Here is a 787-nt window from a genome sequence, read left to right on the forward strand (position 1 = left end):
TGGACCATAACGGAATTTCGGTCTATACSGGCACCATAATATCAGATTGGGGAGGMAGRTTAGAATTAGAGATTGATARAAAAGCAMGGATATGGGCTCGTGTGAGTAGGAAACAGAAAATATCTATTCTAGTTCTATCATCAGCTATGGGTTTGAATCTACGAGAAATTCTAGAAAATGTTTGCTACCCTGAAATTTTCTTATCTTTCTTGACCGATAAGGAGAAAAAAAAAATWGGRTCAAAAGAAAATGCYATTTTGGAGTTTTATCAACAATTTKCTTGTGTAGGYGGGGATCCTATATTTTCTGAATCCTTATGTAAGGAATTACAAAAAAAATTCTTTCACCAAAGGTGTGAATTAGGAAGGRTTGGTCGMCGAAATATKAATYGGAGACTGAATCTTRATATACCTCAGAACAATAYATTTTTGTTACCRCGAGATRTRTTRGCAGCTGCSGATCATTTGATTGGRATGAAATTTGGAATGGGTACACTTGAYGATATGAATCATTTGAAAAATAAACGTATTCGYTCTGTAGCGGATCTYTTACAAGAYCARYTCGGRTTGGCTCTGGYTCGTTTAGAAAATGTAGTTAAGGGARCTATCTCCGGAGCAATTAGGCATAAATTGATACCKACTCCTCAGAATTTGGTAACTTCAACTCCRTTAACAACYACTTATGAATCCTTTTTCGGMTTACACCCATTATCTCAAGTTTTGGATCGAACWAATCCATTGACACAAATMGTTCATGSGAGAAAATTGAGTTATTTGGGCCCTGGCGG

At 36.3% G+C, this 787-nt stretch carries 1 protein-coding gene; it reads left to right on the plus strand.

Features of this window, described 5'->3' with window-relative positions; genetic code table 11:
- Window positions 1-14: 14 nt before the first annotated feature.
- Window positions 15-787 (plus strand): hypothetical protein (locus DLK05_RS19070; protein ID WP_498366011.1); only part of this gene is annotated, 773 nt, incomplete at its 3' end.

The organism is Ancylomarina longa (assembly GCF_003996985.1).
Classification (GTDB): domain Bacteria; phylum Bacteroidota; class Bacteroidia; order Bacteroidales; family Marinifilaceae; genus Ancylomarina_A; species Ancylomarina_A longa.